Origin of the sequence: Candidatus Endolissoclinum faulkneri L5 (genome assembly GCF_000510265.1) — a bacterium.
GTDB classification, from domain to species: Bacteria; Pseudomonadota; Alphaproteobacteria; order Thalassobaculales; family Thalassobaculaceae; genus Thalassobaculum; species Thalassobaculum faulkneri_A.
The window spans coordinates 197,018-218,275 of the sequence record NZ_CP006745.1 but is presented as its reverse complement, the minus strand read 5'-3'; the positions used below and the strand labels follow the sequence as shown (position 1 = coordinate 218,275).

At 38.2% G+C, this 21,258-nt stretch carries 31 protein-coding genes; all 31 read left to right on the top strand.

Features of this window, described 5'->3' with window-relative positions:
• The first annotated feature begins 13 nt into the window (after positions 1 to 13).
• The 31 genes from rplC to P856_RS00570 all read left to right on the top strand — a co-directional run bounded on the left by rplC (position 14) and on the right by P856_RS00570 (position 20,507).
• A complete protein-coding gene (gene rplC, locus P856_RS00720; protein WP_025300270.1) occupies positions 14 to 688 on the top strand; it encodes a 50S ribosomal protein L3 in 675 nt (224 codons plus the stop codon).
• Positions 689 to 811: 123 nt separating this feature from the next.
• Entirely contained in the window at positions 812 to 1,432 is a 621-nt protein-coding gene (gene rplD / locus P856_RS00715; RefSeq protein ID WP_025300269.1) for a 50S ribosomal protein L4, read from the top strand.
• The gene (locus P856_RS00710; protein WP_025300268.1) at positions 1,429 to 1,758 is read left to right on the top strand and encodes a 50S ribosomal protein L23; all 330 of its coding nucleotides are present in this window, start codon (positions 1,429 to 1,431) and stop codon (positions 1,756 to 1,758) included. Before rplD ends, P856_RS00710 begins: the two co-directional genes overlap by 4 nt.
• 4 nt (positions 1,759 to 1,762) lie before the next feature.
• Positions 1,763 to 2,587, top strand: a complete 825-nt coding sequence (rplB, locus tag P856_RS00705) for a 50S ribosomal protein L2 (protein ID WP_025300267.1) — start codon at positions 1,763 to 1,765, stop codon at positions 2,585 to 2,587.
• Positions 2,588 to 2,600: 13 nt separating this feature from the next.
• Positions 2,601 to 2,876, top strand: coding sequence for a 30S ribosomal protein S19 (gene rpsS, locus P856_RS00700; protein ID WP_025300266.1), 276 nt, complete (start codon positions 2,601 to 2,603; stop codon positions 2,874 to 2,876).
• A gap of 18 nt (positions 2,877 to 2,894) precedes the next feature.
• Positions 2,895 to 3,284, top strand: coding sequence for a 50S ribosomal protein L22 (rplV, locus tag P856_RS00695; RefSeq protein WP_025300265.1), 390 nt, complete (start codon positions 2,895 to 2,897; stop codon positions 3,282 to 3,284).
• Positions 3,274 to 3,966 carry a 30S ribosomal protein S3 gene (gene rpsC, locus P856_RS00690; protein ID WP_025300264.1) on the top strand — a complete coding sequence of 231 codons (693 nt, stop codon included), beginning with the start codon at positions 3,274 to 3,276 and terminating at the stop codon, positions 3,964 to 3,966. Before rplV ends, rpsC begins: the two co-directional genes overlap by 11 nt.
• A 24-nt stretch (positions 3,967 to 3,990) precedes the next feature.
• Complete coding sequence (gene rplP / locus P856_RS00685) at positions 3,991 to 4,404, top strand: 50S ribosomal protein L16 (RefSeq protein WP_025300263.1); 414 nt, start codon at positions 3,991 to 3,993, stop codon at positions 4,402 to 4,404.
• A gap of 18 nt (positions 4,405 to 4,422) precedes the next feature.
• Entirely contained in the window at positions 4,423 to 4,641 is a 219-nt protein-coding gene (gene rpmC, locus P856_RS00680; protein WP_025300262.1) for a 50S ribosomal protein L29, read from the top strand.
• A gap of 28 nt (positions 4,642 to 4,669) precedes the next feature.
• On the top strand, positions 4,670 to 4,933 hold the full coding sequence (gene rpsQ / locus P856_RS00675) for a 30S ribosomal protein S17 (protein WP_025300261.1): 264 nt from the start codon (positions 4,670 to 4,672) through the stop codon (positions 4,931 to 4,933).
• Between the two features lie 13 nt (positions 4,934 to 4,946).
• A complete protein-coding gene (gene rplN, locus P856_RS00670) occupies positions 4,947 to 5,315 on the top strand; it encodes a 50S ribosomal protein L14 (RefSeq protein WP_025300260.1) in 369 nt (122 codons plus the stop codon).
• Positions 5,312 to 5,644: a 50S ribosomal protein L24 gene (gene rplX / locus P856_RS00665; protein WP_420885841.1), complete on the top strand. Its 333-nt coding sequence runs from the start codon at positions 5,312 to 5,314 to the stop codon at positions 5,642 to 5,644. The genes rplN and rplX overlap by 4 nt, the downstream gene beginning before the upstream one ends.
• A 6-nt stretch (positions 5,645 to 5,650) precedes the next feature.
• A complete protein-coding gene (gene rplE, locus P856_RS00660; RefSeq protein ID WP_025300258.1) occupies positions 5,651 to 6,190 on the top strand; it encodes a 50S ribosomal protein L5 in 540 nt (179 codons plus the stop codon).
• An 18-nt stretch (positions 6,191 to 6,208) separates the two neighbouring features.
• Complete coding sequence (rpsN, locus tag P856_RS00655) at positions 6,209 to 6,514, top strand: 30S ribosomal protein S14 (RefSeq protein WP_025300257.1); 306 nt, start codon at positions 6,209 to 6,211, stop codon at positions 6,512 to 6,514.
• Positions 6,515 to 6,527: 13 nt separating this feature from the next.
• Positions 6,528 to 6,926: a 30S ribosomal protein S8 gene (gene rpsH, locus P856_RS00650; protein ID WP_025300256.1), complete on the top strand. Its 399-nt coding sequence runs from the start codon at positions 6,528 to 6,530 to the stop codon at positions 6,924 to 6,926.
• Positions 6,927 to 6,939: 13 nt separating this feature from the next.
• The gene (rplF, locus tag P856_RS00645) at positions 6,940 to 7,473 is read left to right on the top strand and encodes a 50S ribosomal protein L6 (protein ID WP_025300255.1); all 534 of its coding nucleotides are present in this window, start codon (positions 6,940 to 6,942) and stop codon (positions 7,471 to 7,473) included.
• Positions 7,474 to 7,483: 10 nt separating this feature from the next.
• Positions 7,484 to 7,846, top strand: coding sequence for a 50S ribosomal protein L18 (gene rplR, locus P856_RS00640; RefSeq protein WP_025300254.1), 363 nt, complete (start codon positions 7,484 to 7,486; stop codon positions 7,844 to 7,846).
• A 13-nt stretch (positions 7,847 to 7,859) separates the two neighbouring features.
• Positions 7,860 to 8,435 carry a 30S ribosomal protein S5 gene (gene rpsE / locus P856_RS00635; RefSeq protein ID WP_025300253.1) on the top strand — a complete coding sequence of 192 codons (576 nt, stop codon included), beginning with the start codon at positions 7,860 to 7,862 and terminating at the stop codon, positions 8,433 to 8,435.
• 10 nt (positions 8,436 to 8,445) lie between these two features.
• Positions 8,446 to 8,640 (top strand): 50S ribosomal protein L30, encoded by a 195-nt coding sequence (rpmD, locus tag P856_RS00630; RefSeq protein ID WP_081713419.1) that lies wholly within the window; start codon positions 8,446 to 8,448, stop codon positions 8,638 to 8,640.
• A 74-nt stretch (positions 8,641 to 8,714) separates the two neighbouring features.
• A complete protein-coding gene (gene rplO, locus P856_RS00625) occupies positions 8,715 to 9,206 on the top strand; it encodes a 50S ribosomal protein L15 (RefSeq protein WP_144079713.1) in 492 nt (163 codons plus the stop codon).
• An 82-nt stretch (positions 9,207 to 9,288) separates the two neighbouring features.
• Positions 9,289 to 10,644, top strand: a complete 1,356-nt coding sequence (gene secY / locus P856_RS00620; RefSeq protein ID WP_025300250.1) for a preprotein translocase subunit SecY — start codon at positions 9,289 to 9,291, stop codon at positions 10,642 to 10,644.
• Entirely contained in the window at positions 10,641 to 11,204 is a 564-nt protein-coding gene (locus tag P856_RS00615; protein ID WP_025300249.1) for an adenylate kinase, read from the top strand. The genes secY and P856_RS00615 overlap by 4 nt, the downstream gene beginning before the upstream one ends.
• A gap of 138 nt (positions 11,205 to 11,342) precedes the next feature.
• Positions 11,343 to 11,711: a 30S ribosomal protein S13 gene (rpsM, locus tag P856_RS00610; RefSeq protein WP_025300248.1), complete on the top strand. Its 369-nt coding sequence runs from the start codon at positions 11,343 to 11,345 to the stop codon at positions 11,709 to 11,711.
• A 57-nt stretch (positions 11,712 to 11,768) separates the two neighbouring features.
• Positions 11,769 to 12,164, top strand: coding sequence for a 30S ribosomal protein S11 (gene rpsK, locus P856_RS00605; RefSeq protein ID WP_025300247.1), 396 nt, complete (start codon positions 11,769 to 11,771; stop codon positions 12,162 to 12,164).
• A 92-nt stretch (positions 12,165 to 12,256) separates the two neighbouring features.
• Positions 12,257 to 13,273, top strand: coding sequence for a DNA-directed RNA polymerase subunit alpha (locus P856_RS00600; protein ID WP_025300246.1), 1,017 nt, complete (start codon positions 12,257 to 12,259; stop codon positions 13,271 to 13,273).
• Positions 13,274 to 13,325: 52 nt separating this feature from the next.
• Positions 13,326 to 13,721: a 50S ribosomal protein L17 gene (gene rplQ / locus P856_RS00595; protein ID WP_025300245.1), complete on the top strand. Its 396-nt coding sequence runs from the start codon at positions 13,326 to 13,328 to the stop codon at positions 13,719 to 13,721.
• Between the two features lie 489 nt (positions 13,722 to 14,210).
• Positions 14,211 to 14,786, top strand: a complete 576-nt coding sequence (locus tag P856_RS00590) for a cob(I)yrinic acid a,c-diamide adenosyltransferase (protein WP_025300244.1) — start codon at positions 14,211 to 14,213, stop codon at positions 14,784 to 14,786.
• Positions 14,787 to 14,895: 109 nt separating this feature from the next.
• Positions 14,896 to 15,645: an electron transfer flavoprotein subunit beta/FixA family protein gene (locus P856_RS00585; RefSeq protein WP_025300243.1), complete on the top strand. Its 750-nt coding sequence runs from the start codon at positions 14,896 to 14,898 to the stop codon at positions 15,643 to 15,645.
• 3 nt (positions 15,646 to 15,648) lie between these two features.
• The gene (locus P856_RS00580; protein WP_025300242.1) at positions 15,649 to 16,590 is read left to right on the top strand and encodes an electron transfer flavoprotein subunit alpha/FixB family protein; all 942 of its coding nucleotides are present in this window, start codon (positions 15,649 to 15,651) and stop codon (positions 16,588 to 16,590) included.
• A gap of 1,720 nt (positions 16,591 to 18,310) precedes the next feature.
• Entirely contained in the window at positions 18,311 to 19,171 is an 861-nt protein-coding gene (locus tag P856_RS00575; RefSeq protein ID WP_025300241.1) for an ABC transporter permease, read from the top strand.
• Positions 19,122 to 20,507, top strand: a complete 1,386-nt coding sequence (locus tag P856_RS00570) for an ABC transporter ATP-binding protein (protein WP_227028675.1) — start codon at positions 19,122 to 19,124, stop codon at positions 20,505 to 20,507. The genes P856_RS00575 and P856_RS00570 overlap by 50 nt, the downstream gene beginning before the upstream one ends.
• Positions 20,508 to 21,258: the final 751 nt, after the last annotated feature.

Sequence of the window (21,258 nt, the reverse complement as noted above, 5' to 3'; positions counted from 1 at the left end):
GGTAGTCAGCACGATGCGTTCAGGACTAATTTCTTATAAACTTGGCATGACGCGACTTCTTACTAAAGAAGGTAAGCATATTCCAGTTACTGTATTAATAATTGAGGATTGTCGAGTCATTGCTCAACGAACTAAGGAAAAAGATGGGTACAGCGCATTGCAATTAGGAGTTGGATGCAAAAAGATCAGTAGTACTACCCTGCCAATGCGTGGTCATTTTGCCAAAGCAGGAGTTAATCCCAAACGTAAGTTAGCTGAGTTTCGTATTTCTGATGATGCTCTTATCGAAATTGGTTCCGAATTATCCGTTGAACATTTTATTGTAGGACAAAAAGTTGATGCGATAGGTGTTTCCATTGGTAAAGGTTTCGCTGGTGTAATGAAGAGGCATAATTTTGGTGGTTTAAGAGCGTCACACGGAGTTTCATTATCACATCGCTCCCACGGCTCTACCGGAAACAATCAAGATCCTGGCCGAGTATTTCCTGGAAAAAAAATGGCTGGTCACATGGGTAACGAGCGGATTACTGTTCAAAACCTGACTATTGTTTCTACTAGTCCTTCCCGTGGCTTGATCCTTGTACAAGGATCCGTGCCTGGTTCTAAGGGAAGTTGTGTGTTGCTCAGAGACTCAGTAAAAATTGGTATGCCAAAAAATGCTCCATATCCAGCTGGGCTAAAAAAATAGACGTAAAAATGATCAAGGAGCTTTATAGTAGTTTATTTTCTCAGAAGCAGTAAACGGTTCTGTTGACAATTCCTTAAATACAATCTGTCACGATGAAAAACGCTGAGGAGAATAGTTGAAGTCATGAAAATTGACACCGTTAATCTTGACGCAAAGAAGACCGGCGAGATTTATCTTGATAAGTCGATATTTGGCCTTGAAACACGTAAGGATATTTTAGCCCGAGTAATAAATTGGCAACTGGCCAAGCGTCGTAGTGGTAATCATAAAACCAAGGGTATCTCAGAAATATCTGGAACAACTAAAAAGCCATTTCGTCAAAAAGGTACTGGTCGCGCTCGTCAAGGTTCAATGAGGACAACTCATTTTCGTGGCGGACAAACAGTCCATGGACCAGTTGTTCGTAGTCATAAATACCAACTTACTAAAAAATTTCGGAAACTGGGCTTAAAAATTGCGCTATCAACGAAATTTAAGGATGGCAAACTGGTTGTTATCGATGAAGCAAGTGCCGATAGGCCCAAAACAAAACCACTAGCAGCAAGATTTAAATTACTTGGCTGGCTGTCAGTGCTGGTTATTGACGGAGGAGTATTGAATAAAAATTTTGCCTACGCCGTGCGTAACATTCCGTTAGTGGATCTGTTGCCACAGCAAGGCGCTAATGTCTACGATATTCTCCGTCGTGAAACTTTAGTTTTAACCAAAGTTGCTGTCGAACAACTGGAGATTCGCTTGAGATGACTGTCACTCCATACAAACCAAAATTTAGTAATGTAAGCAGTGAGCGAGCTTATGAATTGCTTCGTCGTCCAATAGTAACTGAAAAGTCGACTGCTGGATCTAATTTCGGTCAAGTAACGTTTGAGGTTCCTGTTAAATCAGCCAAACCAGAAATTAAGCAGGCTGTTGAAGATTTATTTAATGTAAAAGTAAGTTCAATTAATACTCTATTGATTAAAGGTAAGATAAAACGTTATCGAGGGAGATTGGGTCGTCGTTCTAACTACAAGAAGGCTATTATTATTCTAGCCAAAGGGCAGAAGATTGATTTGATGGTAGGAATATAAATTTATGACTTTAAGGTCATTTAATCCAACTACTCCATCGCGGCGTCAGCTAATTAGTATTGATCGCTCGGAGCTGTGGTCTGGTAAACCAATTAAAAAGCTAACCAGAGGTATTGGCAAAAAATCTGGTCGTAATAATACCGGCCGTATAACTGTTCGCCACCGGGGAGGAGGTCACAAGAGGACCTACAGAATTGTTGATTTTAAACGTTCTAAGTTAAATGTAACCGCCACTGTAGAGCGTATTGAATACGATCCGAATCGGACAGCTTTTATTGCTCTTGTCAATTACGAAGACGGAGAACAAAATTATATTTTAGCTCCGCAGCGTCTTAATATCGGAGATAAAATTATTGCCGGTGAACGCGTAGATGTAAAACCAGGCAATTCTATGCAATTGAGCAGCATACCGATCGGTACTATAGTCCACAATGTTGAGTTAAAGCCTAAAAAAGGCGGTCAACTTGCTCGTTCTGCTGGTACTTATGTCCAAATTGTCGGTCGTGATTCTGGCTACGCTCTACTTCGTTTGAGCTCGGGTGAGATTCGCATGGTGCGCGCTGAATGTAAGGCTACTATAGGTGCTGTATCAAACCCTGAACAGCAAAACATTAAATTAGGTAAGGCTGGCCGAAATCGCTGGTTAGGAAGACGTCCAACTGTGCGCGGTGTTGCCATGAATCCAGTCGATCATCCGCATGGTGGTGGTGAAGGTAGGACCTCAGGTGGTCGTCATCCAGTCACCCCGTGGGGTAAATCAACTAAGGGCAAGAAGACGCGTAACAATAAGGCAACTGATAAGTTTATTGTTCGCCGTCGTCGGAAGTAAGGAGAAGTTTTTAGTGGCTAGATCCGTTTGGAAGGGACCCTTCGTCGATGGTTATTTGCTAAAGAAGGCTGAAAAGTCCCGCAAATCCGGTCGAAATGAAGTTATCAAAACTTGGTCGCGACGTTCGACCATTATGCCGCAGTTTGTCGGACTAACTTTTGGCGTACACAATGGCCGTAAATTTATTCCGGTTCTTGTTAGCGAAAACATGGTAGGGCATAAGTTTGGTGAATTCTCGCCAACACGCACTTATTACGGTCATGCTGCAGATAAGAAATCACGTCGATAAGACTAAAAGGAGCGGGCAGTGGGTAAAAGAATGTTTGGAAAACGACTTGATAATAGAGAAGCTAAGGCTATACTACGTAATGTACGTGTCAGTGTACAAAAACTAAATCTGGTTGCACAAATGATTCGCGGTCAACGTGCAAATCATGCTTTAGCTACTTTAGCTTTTTCCAAGCGCCAGATTGCACATGACGTGAAGAAGCTTCTGGAATCTGCTATTGCCAACGCTGAGAATAACCACCAACTTGACGTCGATAGACTTTTTGTTAAAGAGGCTTTTGTAGGCAAGAGTATAACAATGAAGCGCTTTCGCCCTAGAGCACGTGGGTTGTTAGGTCGAATTAAAAGGCCATTTAGCCACATCACCGTAATCGTAAGTGAGCTCAGGGAGCAACCTAATGGGTCATAAAGTTAATCCCATAGGGCTGCGTCTCGGTATTAATCGTACCTGGGATTCACGCTGGTTTGCTAGTAAAGGTTATGCTGAGCTACTACATCAAGACATCAAGCTCCGTCAATACTTGACGGAGCGTTTGCGTCAATCTGGTGTTAGCCGCATTGTTATCGAACGTCCAGCTAAACGCGCTCGTATTACTATATATTCGGCTCGTCCGGGCGTCGTAATCGGTAAGAAGGGTACTGATATAGAAAAGCTTCGTCAATACTTATCCAAACTAACCGATACAGATGTCGCACTGAATATAGTGGAGATACGCAAACCCGAGATCGACGCTCATCTTGTTGCGGAAAATATTGCTCAACAGCTTGAGCGACGGGTAGCTTTTCGTCGCGCAATGAAGAGAGCCGTCCAATCGGCAATGCGCCTTGGTGCAATGGGAATTCGAATTAATTGTAGTGGCCGTCTAGGTGGAGCAGAAATCGCGCGTACCGAGTGGTATCGCGAAGGAAGAGTATCCCTTCACACATTAAGAGCAGAAATCGATTATGGTGAAGCTACTGCTTACACTACCTACGGTAGTTGTGGTGTAAAGGTGTGGGTATTTAAGGGTGAAGTGCTAGTTCATGATCCTATGGCACAAGATAAACGCTTAGCTGAGCAGCATATAAATTCTGTTGGTGATCGCCGTTGACCGTTCAGCGAAAGGTGAAAATAAATGCTTTTCCCCAAACGTACGAAGTTCCGTAAAGCTCATAAGGGACGCATTCATGGTTTATCAAAGAGTGGCACGTTGCTAAATTTTGGCGCATACGGCCTTAAAGCTATTACACCAGAACGTGTAACGGCGCGTCAGATTGAATCTGCTCGCCGCGCAATAACACGTCATATTCGCCGTACAGGTCGATTATGGATCAGAATTTTTCCAGACATACCGGTATCGAGTAAACCAGCTGAAGTCCGTATGGGTAAGGGCAAAGGCTCTCCCGAGTTTTGGGTCTGTCGTATAAAGCCTGGTAGGATTATGTTTGAATTAGATGGTGTATCAAAAGACCTAGCCAAGGAGGCATTTTGCCTTGCTTCTATGAAGCTCCCGGTTGATACTCGATTTGTAGTGCGTTTAAGTGAGTAATTAGGAGCAAATTACATTATGGTGAATAAGACTAAGGCTCTTAACAATCTTAGAACAAGGTCGCCGGACCAATTAAAAGAACATCTCCTGCAATTGCGTAAAGAAGCATTTAATCTACGCTTTCAAAAAGCAAATGCACAGATTAAAGACTTTAATCGTGCACGCTTAGTCCGACGTGAAATTGCTCAGGTGAAGACAATTATTAGCGAAAAGGCTCAAGCAATGCCTTTAAAGTAAGTATGACTAAAAGGTTGGGAGAAAAGCAATGCCAAAGCGCATTCTTCAAGGTATAGTCGTAAACAGCAAAAGCGATAAAACTATAATTGTGAATGTCCAGAGGCGGGTTATGCATCCACTATATAAAAAGTTTATAACACGTTCACATAGATTTTCTGCTCATGATCCTAAGAATTGCTTTAAACAAGGAGATGCGGTGCGTATAATGGAGTGTGCTCCAATTTCAAAAAATAAAAAATTTGCAGTTTTATACGATCGTACTGTGGGGCCTGAAGTAAACCGTAATAATTAAAGGATAGCAGGTCATGATTCAAATGCAGACGAATCTTCAAGTGGCGGATAATTCTGGTGCTCGAAGCTTGCAATGTATTAAGGTACTCGGTGGTTCAAAGCGTAAGTTTGCTTCGATTGCCGATATCATCGTCGTATCTGTTAAGGAAGCAATTCCTCTAGGACGCGTAAAAAAGGGCGATGTGCATCGTGCGGTCATTGTTCGCACCGCTAAAGAAATTCGTCGTAAAGATGGAACTACTATACGATTTGACAAAAATGCTGCCGTGCTGATTAACAAGCAAGGAGAGCCGATCGGTACTAGAATATTTGGTCCGGTAACCCGCGAGCTTCGTGCTAAGAAGTTTATGAAGATTATTTCATTGGCTCCGGAGGTTTTATAATGTCAGCGCGTATTAGAAAAGGAGATTGGGTAGTAGTTATCACCGGTCGCGACAAAGGTAAAGCTGGTAAAGTATTGCGAGTAATACCCTCAGACAATCGTTTAGTTGTAGAAGGTATAAATATCATCAAACGTCATAAACGTCCGAGCCAAAATTCACCTGGGGGTATTATTAAACGTGAAGCTACATTAGATATATCTAACGTCATGCATGTAGATCCTCAGTCAGGTAAGTCTACTCGTATTCGTTTCGAAGAAAGAGATGGAAAGAAGGTTCGCCTTGCTAAACGATCTGGCCAATTGATTAATACATACTTGCTTGCAAGGTAAAGCTTGATGACTCGTTTATACAAAGAATACATTGAGCGAATACGCCCAAATTTGCAGTTCACGTTTGGCTACAACAATGTACATCAGATTCCTAAGGTACTTAAAGTAATCTTAAATATGAGCGTCGGCGAAGCTGTTAGAGATAGCAAAAAAATTCAGGCGGCCATTAATGAGGTTGCTTTAATCGCTGGACAAAAACCAGTAGTGACACGCGCTAAAAAGTCTATTGCAAGCTTCAAGTTGCGTGCCAATACGCCAATCGGCGTAAAAGTAACATTACGTCGTGATAGAATGTATGAATTTTTAGATCGCTTAATAAATATTGCCCTACCAAGAGTGAGAGATTTTCGAGGACTAAACCCAAAAAGCTTTGATGGTCGTGGTAACTATTCTATGGGCATTAGAGAGCAAATTGTGTTTCCGGAAATTGACTATGATAAAGTTGATAGCATTAAGGGCATGGATATTATTGTAGTTACTAGTGCTAATACTGATAACGAAGCACGTGAATTACTTAAAAATTTTCATTTTCCGTTCATTAATTAATCAAATTTAGAGGATCATATGGCTAAGAAAAGCGCTATTGAAAGGAACAATTCTAATCGCAGGCTACATCTGCAGCAAGCCACAAAGCGTGCACGTTTAAAGGCGATTGTAATGAATCGCTCAACGCCCATTGAAGAACGTTTTGCAGCACAACTTAGAATGCAAAGGCTTACTAAAAATGGCGCTAAAGAACGTATTCGTAATCGTTGTGAACTTACAGGGCGCCCAAGAGGCGTATATCGCAAATTCAAGCTTTCAAGGATTGCGCTACGCGCTTTGGGTTCTACTGGTCAAATTCCAGGCTTGATCAAGTCAAGTTGGTAAAGGCAGGCGATAAATGTCCATGAGTGATCCTCTTGGTGATATGCTGACAAGGATTCGCAACGGTCAGAATGCACGTAAGTCAGTCGTTGTTACACCAGCTTCGCGTTTGCGCAAAAATGTGCTCGATGTTTTACAGCGTGAAGGATATATAAATACTTATTCGCAAGATAATATTCGCAGTGGCGTCACTAACATTGAAATCGAATTAAAATATTTTGAAGGTGAGCCAGTAATAAGAAAAATTGCGCGGGTATCTACTCCCGGTCTTCGAGTCTATTCCAAAATAAGGAACTTGCAACGCGTTTATAACGGTCTTGGGATTGCAATTTTATCGACACCGCGTGGTGTAATGTCTGATCATGAGGCTCGTGTATTTAATGTCGGCGGCGAAATCCTTTGTCGGGTATTCTGATTAGGAATATATCATGTCACGTGTCGGTAAATATCCAATAGCAGTTCCAAATAATGTAAAAATTGAAATTGCTAATAAAGAAGTTAAAGCAGTCGGCATACTTGGAGCTTTATCGGCACCAATATTACCACAAGTTAATGTCGTGCAAGAAGGTGATCTTATAAAGCTTACTCCAAAACGTAATACTAAACAAGCGCGAGCTATGTGGGGTACTACCAGATCTCTGATTAACAATATTATCATCGGTGTTTCAATTGGTTATACTATTGATCTTGAGATTAGCGGTGTAGGTTATCGTGCTGCAATTGTGGATGCTAATCTGGAATTAGCACTGGGTTTTAGTCATCCTGTGAGATTATTTATTCCTAAGGGGATCACAATAAAATGCGAACGTACGACCACGATTTCTATAAAAGGAGCAGACAAACAACGGGTTGGTCAACTTGCAGCAGAAATTCGAGCATTCCGTCCGCCAGAACCTTTTAAAGGTAAGGGCATCAAATACGCTAATGAGATTATCCTTATTAAGGAAGGTAAAAAGAAATAGGAGTTTTCTGATGCTTTCAGCTACTGAAATGTTTAAGCGTCGTAAGATGCGAAATCGTGCGAAAATTAATCGTAGTGCTGGCGATCGTAAACGATTGTCAGTATTTAGATCATCTAAAAATATTTATGCTCAAATCATTAATTTAGTCGATGGTAATACGGTTGTATCAGCTTCTTCTATTGATAAAGAGCTAAAGAGCTCCTTGAAGACAGGCGCGGATAAAGCTGCAGCTCAAGCCGTTGGTAGGTTATTAGCGTTACGTGGGATCGAAAAAGGGCTGCATAAAGTAGTGTTTGATCGAGGAGGATATATGTATCACGGTCGTGTTAAATCGCTTGCTGACGCAGCACGCAAATTCGGCCTTAGGTTCTAAGAAAGAGTAATAGATGGCACGTCATGACAAAAAAGATCGCAATAGAGATCGTGATCGACAAGAAAGCGATCTGACTGAAAAATTGGTAGGTATCAATCGTGTGGCTAAGGTTGTCAAGGGTGGTCGTCGTTTTGGTTTTGCCGCTATTGTTATAGTAGGGGATAAGCGCGGACGAGTTGGTCATGGATCTGGTAAAGCGCGTGAAGTTCCTGAGGCCATTCGTAAAGCAGCAGAGCAAGCTAAACGCTCAATGATTAGGGTCCCATTACGTGAGGGGCGTACCTTACACCACGATATTAGCGGTCGTTTTGGAGCAGGTCGTGTCGTATTACGCGCAGCACCGGCGGGTACTGGTATAATTGCTGGTGGGCCGATGCGAGCTATTTTTGAAATACTTGGCGTGCAGGACATTGTTGCTAAATCGATTGGTACATCAAACCCGCACAATATTATTAAGGCAACATTTGGAGCCTTATGTAACATTCATCCGCCAAGATTTGTCGCCGCTAGGAGAGGCAAAAAAGTAGCAGAAATTTTTCATCGCGATAGGCAGCAAAGCAGTGCAGTATATTCTGCTAGTACAAAATAATAGAAACCTAATGATGCTAGATAAAACAATAATTAAAGTGCGACAGATTCGTAGTGGTTTAGGTCGTAAAAAAAGTCAAATAGCAACTCTAAAAGGCCTTGGCCTTGGTAAGCTTAGGCGTGAAAGTAGGCTTGATAATACCCCCGAAGTGCAAGGAATGATTGGCAAAGTTAAACACCTAATTGAAATTATTAACATTGATTGACTAGCTATGTCGCTGACTTCTGTCAGGAATATTCCTTTTATATTTTTGATTGAGAATACTTAGACGAGAATTGAATGGTGCAATTAAACGAGATTAAAGATAATAATGGATCGACTCGACCACGCAAACGGATCGGTCGAGGTATCGGCTCTGGTATGGGTAAAACTTGCTGTAAAGGACACAAAGGTCAAAAAGCGCGTTGCGGTGTATCTATTGATGGTTTTGAAGGCGGCCAAATGCCAATTTATCGACGTCTGCCTAAGCGTGGCTTCAATAATTATAACTTTACTAAAGATTTTTATTTAATTAACCTAGGTAGCGTACAATCTGCAATCGATGCTGGCAAGATAAATACAGCCCAAGAAATAGATGAGATATTGCTTAAAGATATTGGTCTCGCTGGCCATTCTAAGAATGGAGTACGACTCTTAGCGAATGGTAGAATAATCTCAAAGGTTAATTTCAAAGTTACTGCCGCTTCTAAAGCTGCGATCAGCGCCATAGAAAAAATCGGCGGTTCAATTGACATAGACCTTGCTAAAAAAGCAAGGTCTATGTCAAAGTAAACTATCTTTTATATGCCATATTTTTCTGTCTCTACCCTATTTCTGGGTCGGAATCTGCTTAGGACAACAGGAAGAAGTCATCATGGCTACTAATGTTGACCATATCAGCTCACAGCTAAGCTTTAGCGCCTTTTCAAGGGCAACGGAATTAAAGAAGCGTATCTGGTTTACGCTAGGTGCCCTAATACTATACAGGCTTGGTACATACATTCCTGTACCTGGGATCGATCCAGAAGTTCTAAAACAAATATTTCATAATACTCAAGGCGACATGTTGGATATCTTTAACATGTTTTCCGGCGGTGCATTAAGTCGTATGACAATTTTTGCACTTAATATTATGCCCTACATCTCGGCTGCTATCATTATGCAGCTTATGGCGTCTGTTATTCCTGCTCTGGAATCCATAAAAAAAGAAGGTGAAATTGGTCGTAAAAGGATTAATCAATACACACGCTATCTGACCGTTATTTTAGCATCTTTTCAATCCTATGGAATTGCTGTTGGTCTTGAATCGCTATCTGGCTTTGGTGAATGGGGGGCTGTTCTAAATCCTGGTACATTTTTCCGCACAACTACGCTAATCACATTGGTTGGTGGTACTATTTTTCTAATGTGGCTAGGAGAGCAAATTACTGCTCGTGGTATAGGCAATGGTGTCTCACTCATCATATTCTCTGGCATTGTTGCCAATCTACCCTCCGCTATAGCCAACTTGTTTGAGCTAGGTCGTACAGGAGCACTGCCGGCCATTGGCATCCCGATTCTTTTGATCATGGGTTGGGCTGTAATCGCTTTTATCTGTTTTATCGAACGCTCTCAACGCAAAATTCTTGTGCAATATCCAAAACGTCAACTTGGCAATCGCATGACTAGTGGCGATAGCTCGCATCTGCCCTTAAAGATCAATGTATCTGGCGTAATACCGCCAATTTTTGCCAGTTCTCTACTATTGATGCCAATTACCGTCGCAAGCTTATCAGCAGGTAAAAACAATGCACCAAGTGATTGGTTATCAAAAGTCACTACTTTACTTGGCCACGGCAATCCGCTTTACATAGCAATTTACGTATGCTTAATTGTATTTTTTTCTTTCTTTTACACTGCAATTGTATTCAATCCAGAAGAAACTGCCGAGAATCTGCGAAAATATAGTGGTTTTTTACCAGGTATCCGACCAGGTAAAAACACCTCTAATTATCTTAATTTTGTATTAACCCGATTGACTGTCATTGGTGCTGCTTATTTATCCTTCGTGTGTGTTCTACCAGAATTATTAATCAGTCAGTTTTCAGTACCTTTCTATTTTGGTGGTACTAGTTTACTTATCATCGTTACTGTTACCATAGATACAGTAAGTCAAATTCAGTCGCATTTGTTAACTCATCAGTACGAGAAACTAATTAAAAAATCAAGATTTAGGGGTAAACGCATATGAACCTAATCTTTTTGGGTCCACCTGGTGCAGGCAAGGGTACTCAAGCAAAGCGGCTTGAAAAAAACTTGAGAATAAAACACTTATCTACCGGCGATATGTTACGAAGAACAATTTCTTCTGCTTCGAATATAGGGCATGAAATCAAAGCAGTTATAGATGCTGGCAATTTAGTATCAGATAATATAATTATGCAAATGATATCTGAGCGTATTGATGATCCTGACTGCTCAAAAGGATTTATTCTCGATGGTTTCCCACGTAACATCGCTCAAGCAGATGCTTTAGAGCATCTGTTGTCACAAAAAAGCCTCCGAATAGATCACCTAATAGAGTTTTGTGTTGACAAGGAACAGATGATTAAGCGTATTTGTAAGCGTGCGACTGAAGAAAGCCGCAGCGATGACAACGAAGATACCATACGTAAGCGAATGGATGTTTATCATCAGCAGACTTCTTCGATATTGCAATATTACCAAGACAGAGTCGTCTTAAATGTTATAGATGGTATGAAACCAATTAATGATGTTGCCGATCAGATAGAAAAAATCCTTGCTGTTTAAAAGATTAATTTACCTAATTATACATTAGTATAGATTAATTGTTTTTGATTAATTATGTATCTTTATAAGAATTAGGAATTTCCCCCGCGGATATTTTTGTGTTTTAATAACTTTGAATTTTGACTAAGGAGAGCAAATATGGCTCGAATAGCTGGTGTAAACATTCCTACGCAGAAACGTGTTGTTATTGCGTTAACTTATGTTCATGGCATTGGACGCACGACTGCTCAAAAGTTATGTGCGCAGATTGGTATACCTGCCAAACGAAGGGTTCGAGAAATCTTTGAGGATGAACTATTGCGATTGCGAGAAATCATTGATAGTGATTTAGTAGTCGAAGGAGATTTACGCAGACTGACCTCAATGAGCATAAAGAGATTAATGGATTTGGGTTGCTATCGTGGACTTCGACACCGCAAGGGTCTTCCTGTCCGCGGTCAACGTACTCACACAAACGCTCGAACTCGTAAAGGACCGGCAAGAACAATTGCCGGTAAAAAGAAATAATTCACTCTTGCATAAATTTATCGGCCAAATTATCATATTAAGGAGATAGGGAAGTTAATGATAAAACAAACACTTCAAGGACGTGTTCGTCGACGAGAAAAAAAGAATATTACTGCTGGTGTTGCACATGTAAATGCTTCTTTTAACAATACTATAATTACTATTACAGATGCTCAAGGAAATACTATTTCTTGGTCATCTGCCGGTCAGATGGGATTTAAAGGCTCGCGCAAATCTACCCCCTACGCTGCTCAAATCGCTGCTGAAGGCGCTGGTCGCAAAGCAGTTGAGCATGGCATGAAAACACTAGATGTCGAGGTTAGTGGGCCAGGATCGGGACGTGAATCTGCTTTACGCGCATTGCAATCAGTTGGTTTTCAGGTCATATCAATTCGCGATGTCACACCAATCCCCCATAATGGTTGTCGTCCGCGCAAACGTAGGCGAGTATGAAAGAAGATGTCAACATTCTGGCTAATTTGAATTTAGCTGGGTTTGTTACGTTAATTGTTCAGTGTAAATATACTGACATTAAAGGTTGAGCTGTGATACAAAAAAATTGGCTGACGTTGATTAAGCCCAAGAAGCTTGATGTTCAAGCGAGTTACGATGCTAAACGCAAAAAAACTATTGTTGCAGAACCGTTAGAGCGTGGATTTGGTTTAACGCTTGGTAACGCTTTGCGTCGAGTGCTTCTTTCGTCTTTACAAGGAGCCGCAATAACTGCAGTCCAGATTGACGGTGTACTTCAAGAGTTTTCTAGTATACCTGGTGTCCGTGAAGACGTAACCGATATAATTTTAAATATTAAAGCAATTGCTATCCGTATGTATGGTGAAAGCCAAAAAAAGATGCGTCTAAACGTTAAAGGACCAGGAGAAGTGAAAGCAGGTCATATTGACGCGATATCAGACATTGAGATTATGAATCCTGATCATGCAATCTGCACTTTAGATCGTAATGCTTCTTTGTCTATGGAATTAACTGTAACGAATGGCAGAGGATATGTTCCTGCTTCGGCTAGTCGTCATGAAGATACACAAATTGGATTAATACCAATTGATGCTATTTTCAGCCCAATTCGTCAAGTAGCTTACAAAGTAGAAAATACTCGTGTAGGTCAAGTAACAGACTATGATAAACTGTCTATTACAGTTGAAACTGATGGCTCTTTAACTCCAGATGATTCTATAGCTTATGCTGCTCGTATCTTGCAAGATCAACTACAACTTTTTATAAACTTCGAAGAGCCAGCTCAACGTGGCAAAACCGAAGAAACTAACGATCTGCCATTTAACAAAAACCTGTTACGTAAGGTAGAAGAATTAGAGCTTTCAGTCCGCTCGGCAAATTGCCTGAAAAATGATAATATCGTTTATATTGGTGAATTAGTTCAAACAACTGAATCAGGACTACTTCGTACTCCAAATTTTGGTCGTAAGTCTCTCAATGAGATTAAGGAAGTGCTCAACTCTCTTGGTCTTTCACTTGGTATGAAAATTACTGCTTGGCCTCCAGACAATATAGATGAACTAGCTAAGCGATTGGAAGAAACATTCTGATTCTCCTTACATCCTTAGCGTACAAGACGCGGCACATAAGGAGTTTGGTATTATGCGTCACAGCAATAATGGTCGCAAACTTAACCGTACATCTTCTCACCGTAAAGCCATGTTTAAAAACATGGCAGTAGCACTAATTAAGCATGAACAAATCATTACCACCTTACCCAAGGCAAAAGAATTACGGCCAATTGTCGAAAAGATAATTACTTTAGCAAAGCGCGGTGACCTACACGCTCGTCGACTTGTAACAAGTCGAATACACGACGATGCAATGACCCGCAAACTGTTTAATTTTATAGCTAATCGTTATAAAAAGCGTAATGGTGGATATATACGTATAATAAAGGCTGGATTTCGTCATGGCGATGCTGCTCCGATGGCAGTGATAGAGTTAGTTGATCGCGACGAAGCTGCTCGTGGGCATAACTCTAATAATTGTTCATAAAAGTTACTTGATCCGCGTATTAGCTTTTTGCTTACAGTTATGGAACCTTGATTTATAGATTAACCAATCTTAACAAGATCTTAGTAAAGCCATTTCATTTATAAATAAAGTGGAATTTAATATGCATAAGAGTAATTTTTATTAATTTTAATAATTAAGTCTCAATAAGATACGATTTATCTTATCATATTCCTATTATTACTTGTAAATAATGCTTTGTAATTATTTACAACTGTTCATGTAATTCTATGAAAACGCCTCCTTTAAAGTAAATCACATCAATAGATTTTAGAAAAATGCTATTGCCGACTAAATCTTAAAATTTAATTTGATATATTATTATATTTTAACGGTAATTACCTTTAAAATATAATAATATATCAAATCTGGTAGCTTATTTTATATCAATTTCATATATTTATCATATTATAAATATCTTATAATGCTGGTAGTGATTAATTTTTGGAAAGGTGAAATATATTCACAAAAATGGTAAAGCTTACTAATAGCTATACTCGTGCTGGAGATTCAGGACAAACCTCACTAGGAGATGGGACACGTATAGTTAAGCATGCCCTTAGACCAAATGCCTACGGCACTGTAGATGAAACTAACGCAGCAATTGGTATTGCTAGACTAAATGCTATAAATGATGGAGGGGAACAAGTTGACTATATGTTAGCCCGCATACAAAATGATTTGTTTGACTTAGGTGCCGATCTATCCAATCCTGAGCAAAAAAATTTAAACCATCCCTCTTTACGCATAACTCCCAATCAAGTGCTGCGCTTGGAAAGAGAAATTGATAAAATGAACAACGATCTGCAGCCGATAAATTCTTTTATCATTCCAGGCGGTAAGATCACGGCCGCATATCTTCAATTGGCTCGTACTATCGCCCGTCGTGCTGAAAGAGAAATTACTTTAATTGCTAGTGTCGAAACGATAAATGGCGAAGTTATCAAGTATATGAATAGACTATCGGATCATCTATTTGTACTAGCTCGTTGGGTCAACGACAAAGGAGCAACAGATGTACTTTGGACGCCCGGAGCAAACAAATAATTAAATAAATAAAATAACTAGATAATTTTTAAGCAGTTAGTTAATATCAATTCAATCTATCAAAACTTTGTACTAACTTGTTTTGAAGAACGGTTACTAAGAGGTAAATATGAAGGTAATCGTCTCAGTTAAAAGAGTAGTTAACCACAACGTTAAAATCCGCATTAAAGCTGATCAAAGTGGTGTCGATCTTACTAATGTTAAAATGTCAATGAATCCGTTTGACGAAATTGCTGTTGAAGAGGCGATACGTCTAAAAGAAGCAGGTAAGGCAAGCGAAATTATAGCCGTTTCAATAGGCCCTATACAAGCTCAAGAAACTATCCGCACTGCACTAGCAATGGGTGCTGATAGAGGTATTCATGTGATTAATGATATTGAAATTGAGCCAATAACTATTGCAAAGATACTAAAAAGTATTGTAGAAAAAATAAATTCAACTATATGTTTTTTCGGTAAACAAGCAATTGATGATGATTGTAACCAAACCGGCCAAATGCTCTCTGCGCTACTAGGTTGGAGCCAAGCAACCTTTGTATCTCGAATAGAGATTAATGATAACGAAGTGACTGTTAATCGTGAGATCGATGGCGGTTTGGAAACTATCAAAGTTAATACTCCGGTCGTAATAACAACTGACTTGCGTCTAAACGAACCGCGCTTTGTGTCTTTACCCAACATAATTAAAGCTAAAAAGAAAACAATTGATCAGATAATGCTATCTGATCTTGGTATTAATCTATCCTCACACCTAAAAACTATTAAGGTTGTAGAGCCACCAGAACGTAAAAGTGGCATTAAGGTAGCTAATGTATGTGAGCTACTTTCAAAGCTGAAAAATGAGGCAAAAGTTATATGAAAAATGAGCACGCTTATATTCTTCGAACATAAAAATGATAATATTTCCATAGCTAGCCTTCATGCGGTTACTGCTGCAAAGCAAATCGGAGGTGATGTGGTGGCTTTAATTGCTGGCTCTAGCTGTACACCGGCTGCAGAAGCAGCAGCGAAAGTTCCCTACGTCTCTAAGGTTATTAAGATTGACAGCAAAGAATACGAGCATTTAATGCCTGAAAACTTGGCAATCCTAATTGCAAGGATAGCAGCTAACAGTTATAGTCACGTGCTGGCAGCCGCAACTAGTATGGGTAAGAATATTATGCCACGCGTAGCGGCTCTACTGGACGTCGCTCAGGTTTCAGAGATAGTTGAAGTTATAAATGAAAATACTTTTGTACGCCCTATCTATGCCGGTAACGCCTTAGCTACAGTACAATCCTTAGATGCGATTAAAGTAGTTACCGTACGTAGTACTAATTTTGACGCCGTTGCTACTACAGGTGGTTCCGCAAAAATAGAAAATAACAATGGAGAAGGTGATACTGGATTATCTAAATTTGTCAGCACGCAACAATCAAATGTAGATCGTCCAGATTTATTATCAGCCAAAGTTATTGTTTCTGGGGGTCGAGGAATGCAGAATGGCGCAAACTTTAAGATGCTGGAAGAGATTGCCGATAAGCTTGGTGGTGCTGTAGGTGCTACACGTGCCGCTGTCGATGCAGGTTTCTTGTCAAACGAATACCAAATTGGTCAGACTGGCAAGGTAGTAGCTCCTGATCTATATATTGCTGTTGGAATTTCTGGTGCTATTCAACACCTAGCAGGAATGAAGAACAGCAAAGTCATAGTAGCCATTAACAACGATGAAGATGCTCCAATATTTAAGATTGCCGATTATTGTCTTGTCGGGGACCTTTTTAAAGTACTACCAGAGCTCAAAGCGTCTCTTGACAATCTCTAACCAATGAGATATCTTAATATCATTGGTGTGTGCTATCAGCAAGATTATTTTGGATTATCTATGCTGCCACAAATCAGGTACAATATAATTGGGGGGGTACGATCCGCAAATTAAACTTATTCTATCCAGGATAGTTTTATTTATCTATGAATGAAATATTAAGCAGTAACTTTTATTAGTAGCGGCCCTTGAATAGCAATAGTTAATCAGTTTTTGTTCTAAAAGTTCTTAGGTAATCAAGAACATCGAAGGAGATTAAAAACACTAAGATTAATTTGCTAAAATTATCTGTATTTTATTTGTGGGAAACCGACATTAGCTGATTTCTATTATTTAGGTTAAAGTTATCAATCATTGTCCTAATACTCTAGCAAAAAAAAATAACTCACTAAATCTCATTAAGCTACAATTTAGCCAAGGTAATTCTAAATACACATTTTTTATCAAAAAGATCTTATTCTAAAAAGATTATTCTATCTCCATCCCATCAATTAACACTTAAATCTTGATAGCAAATTAATTAGACTTAGCAATAGTTTTGTTATTATAACAGCTAATTTTCATTATAAATACTCCATAAAATAGTATAGAGGCTCAAAGCAAGAAATCTAAACAAATAATAAATAAGAGTTTTACTTAATTTTCAAAAATTAAGTAAAACTGGCAATGTGGATTGTCAATTTTACCGCCAAGAAACCAGCAGTCATAGATAAAATATGACTTAATACTACAAACAATGCAATACCTCATAGCTTGATTGCAAAATAAATTGTTTACCTATAAAGCAAGAATTTTTGTAGTCATGTAAAGATTATTCGCAGATCAAAAGTGATCATTGAAAATAATTTTCATTATACATTAAGATATTTTTATATAACCTCAAAAATACAATTTATTAAATTCTATAGAGGTAATAGATCGCATTCTATTGCATTATTCTATAATAACTATAACAAGATTAGTTTATTGTAATACTAGATCTATTTAGAATAGTAATTTTTAGCGTTACAATGCAAATTATAAATCAAATAGGTATAAAAAGTGTGTCGTAATTTTAATAATATATCTCGAAGATAATAGTCTGTCTTTTTTAAGATGGCAATACACAAATCAATTTATTATAGGCGAGTTAATAGATTAAGTTTAAATCTTAACTACTAGGATAAGGAATTATCATTAATTAAATCATTTATGCTACTTACATTGTACAATTTTACAAATATGATTACAATAATTTTTGTCTGTTTGTTGAAATTCAACGACTTTTAATGTATTATAAGTACAGCTCCAATTGTACTATAATAAATTTCGATAACAACGCAATTTACAATTTGATTAAGATAATTATGATATATTGTACTTAGATATTTATTTAAAAAGACAAACCACTAATCTGTTAGATTAAGTAAATTAATGTACTAATTTCTAGTTATACTTCCTGTATTAAACTTAATTTATAATAATCCTCATAGAGAGAACCATTTATACTAAGATGAATTTTACTACTACAAATTCATCTTAGTATAACACTTTATTTTTAATTAATAGATTAATTCCATAGTGTTAAATTATCAAAAGTTTAATAGATATATTTTTTCTGTAAACCTTAACAATTTCATGCAATAATAAGCCAATTTTCTAGCAGAAATTACGCGGTTATAATAATACTGTTTTTCGATATAATTTTACTGATGCTGATAAAAGGACTGGATAAAAGTTCGTGAATCTTGAGTACACAGGACGTAAAGTAACAAAGCTCGCATATAGATTTCTTACTACGCCAGCTGATATTTATCACTCGCTAGTTACTCATCGTCTAATCCTTTGCCAACTTATTCGACGAGATATTTTAGCGCGCTACCGCAAATCTTATTTGGGTATACTTTGGGCTTTGCTAACACCAATGCTGACTTTTGTTGTCTATTTCTACGTATTTAGTAATATATTAAGGGTTCGCTTTACCTCCCCAGTACCAAATATTAATTACAATTACGGCATAATTCTTTTTTCCGGAATAATGCTGCATTTATTTCTTACAGAAGTATTGAACCGATCCCCAGTGCTGGTGCTAGAAAATGTCAATTTCGTCAAGAAAGTAGTATTCCCATTAGAGATATTATCACTAGTAGCTATAGGTTCAGCTATGGTTCCTCTCAGCCTAAATTACCTAATTTTAGTAGGGGCCATCTTTCTATTCAACGGGACTGTACAGCCAACCATTATCTTAGTACCGCTGGTTTGGATCCCATTTTTTGCTGTGGTTGCGGGAATTTCTTGGGTATTATCATCACTTGGAGTATTCTTGAGAGATATCGTCCATGTAGTAGGATTATTTTCTACATTACTATTGTTCGGTAGCACAATACTTTTCCCTGCAAATAATCTACCAAATTTTTTAAAAATATTAATTTTGTTTAATCCACTGTCGGTACCTGTTCATGCAACCCGTAATCTAGCTCTTTGGGGGCTAATTCCTAATCTAAATTATCTGACAATTTACACTGGATTTGCAATAATATTCTTATGGTTTAGTGCTTTCTGGTTTACACGTACAAAAAGGGGATTTGCGGATGTCATCTAATGCGTATACATCCGCAATCGTCAAACAGAATGATGACAAACCGGCTATTGTCATCAATAATATCTCAAAATCCTTCTCGATCTTCAAACGTCCAGTAGATAAACTACTACAGATGTTTTCCATGAGAGAAAAGCCTTATTGTGAGATCTTTATAGCACTAAACCAAGTATCTCTAATCATAAACCGTTATGAAACCGTAGGTATTGTTGGACCTAATGGTTCTGGTAAATCTACTTTGTTGCAAATTATTGCTGGGTTACTACAACCTAACAATGGATACGTAAAAGTAAATGGTCGCTCAGCTGCACTTCTAGAGCTAGGTGCTGGATTTAATCCAGAATTTACTGGAAGAGAAAATATCTACTTGAACGCAGCGATACTCGGATTAACTCAACGAGAAATTGATGAGCGTCTATCTCATATATTGGACTTTTCTGGCCTGCACAATTTTATCGATCGAGCTGTAAACACTTATTCTAGTGGAATGTATGTTCGCCTAGCCTTCTCTATAGCACTTAGCGTTAATCCTGATATTTTAATTATCGACGAGGCATTAGCTGTAGGTGATAATGGATTCCAGCGCAAATGCATTGCTCGCATTGAAGAAATGCGTGATGCTGGGGTTACTATTCTTTTTGTTAGTCATGCTATTGATATGATTACTCAACTTTGTGATAGAGCAGTGTTAATGGATCGTGGTGAAATATTGCTTGACGGTACTCCTAAAGATATCGCCTCTAACTATTATCGCTTAACTCAAGCTCCAATCATTGATCGTGAGCATATTCGTGCCGAGATTTTAAGTAGCGACAAAAATAAGTCACTAAAAACCCAATACTTGGATCCTACGATAGATCTAACCTTTTTTACAGAAAGTCGAGTTGAACATGGTGGTAACCTTGCAAAAATTTCTAATCCAAGAATTGAAACAAGCAATGGCTGCCCAGCTAATTTGCTAACTCATGGTAAATCATATGTCTTGCGCTACGAGGTTACTTTTCTCACTCCTTGCCAAAAGGTCAGATTTGCTACTCTTTTCAAGACAAAATCTGGCGTTGAAATTGGTGGTCGTGCTACAAATCGCTTAAGTGATAATCTACCAGATTTTAATATAGGAGAGCGTATATCAGTTTTATTTAATTTCACTTGCAGACTAATGCCAGGAATATATTTCGCTAACGCCGGGGTAAATGGGTTGATAAATGGTGTACGCCAACCCATCCATCGTATATTGGATGCTATGATGTTCCAAGTTTTACCAAACCATGATGATAGTATTTCAGGCATTGTCGACCTAAACATTAAATCATCTTATTGCTCTGCGGATAAAGCATAATGTTTCTTTTAAACCACAAAAAAAATAATTGAATAATTTTCAAAATTATGAAGAAAAAGATAATATCATTTTTGTATTATCGAATCCTTCTTTTAATCATTTTGCCCTATCTTTTGCTGGTAGACTAAGATACTATATTTTACATTGATTTTTCAAGTACGTAATACCAAAATAATAGTTACAATTAAAACTTAATATTTACAATGTTTGGCAAGATTTGCTACAATTTATGCTTTAGGAAATGATTCATTAACAATAAAAGCATAAATAAACGATACATCACTTATTATATTGATTTTGCATTAAATCGAGCAGATAAAGATTTTTGATATACATTTTAAACTATAAAAACTATAAGGTAAGCTTTATTTAATGCTTTCTTGTCTAAAAATTTAAAAAGATATTAGAGTAGCAGCTATTGCTAATATAGCGGCTATTTTAAAAAAACAATATTGATCGCAAACCTTTAATGATTATAGTTTGATAACAACAAGCAATAAGCCATCCGCTTTGATGAAAGAAGGAAAGCGTAAAACAACACACTATAATGAAGGCCTATATAAAAAAACTTAAACAGCTACTAATATCAATTGCTATAAACTTTTTTATCAGCACATTAGATAGAAAAATTTTAAAAATCAACTAATAATGTGCTAGACTAGATTACAACATCTGGTTAAGCATTATAAACATGATAACTAGATAAAGAATCTCTAGTTCCAATCAAAATTTATTTAGATGTTGTTTATTT